Consider the following 870-nt stretch of genomic DNA (forward strand, 5'->3'; position numbering starts at 1 on the left):
GCGTACGTAAACACATCGAGGACGTTTACGGCATATCGAATAGCGCAAAGATTGACGATGCCATAGCACTATCCGCGGAAATGAACTCATTTCACCCAGTGCAGAAGTATTTAACTAAATTGAAATGGGATGGTATCGAAAGAGTTGATAAGGCTTTAATTCACATCATGGGTGCCGAGGATAACATATACACCCGAGAAGCATTCCGAATTATGATGGTAGGCGCGGTTAAGCGTATATTTCAAAAGGGCTGCAAGTTTGATAGCATGTTGGTGCTCCAGTCCGAGCAGGGAGCAGGAAAGAGTACATTTATCCGAAAGCTGGGTAAGCAATGGTTCTCTGATAGCCTTTCAAGTATGGACGGTAAGGGCGCGTTTGAACAGTTGCAGGGTAACTGGATATTGGAGGTTGCGGAGTTGTCAGCAATGAGACGTTCAGAGGTTGGGGGCGTGAAAAACTTCATTTCCAAAACAGAGGACAGCTACAGACCGGCATACGGACGTGTTACGAAGAACTTTCCACGGCAGTGTATCTTTATAGGTACGACGAACCGGGACGAATTTTTAAAAGACGACACGGGCGGCAGACGGTTTTTGCCAGTTAAGGTTAAGGCGAACGCCAATACGCACCTAATCTTTGAGAAGGGATTCGACGAATATGTAGACCAGCTATGGGCTGAAGCCGTGCAGATGTATTTCCGCAAAGTAAGTACATTGCTATCTCGTGAAGCCGAGGAAATCGCCGAAAAAGGGCGGGAAGAGCATTTCGAGGCAGACCCACGTACCGCATCAGTCGAGGCATATTTGAATATGCTTGTACCGACCGATTGGAGGCGTATGTATGTGAATGAAAGGCGCATGTACTTTAGGG

1 protein-coding gene is annotated in these 870 nt (G+C 47.0%); it reads left to right on the top strand.

Annotation, left to right across the window (positions count from 1 at the left end; all coding sequences use genetic code 11):
• On the top strand, positions 1-870 hold an 870-nt coding region (locus KUA11_RS16925), incomplete at both ends, for a virulence-associated E family protein (protein WP_217412197.1).

Origin of the sequence: Acetobacter estunensis, assembly GCF_019083805.1 — a bacterium.
GTDB lineage: Bacteria > Pseudomonadota > Alphaproteobacteria > Acetobacterales > Acetobacteraceae > Acetobacter > Acetobacter estunensis_A.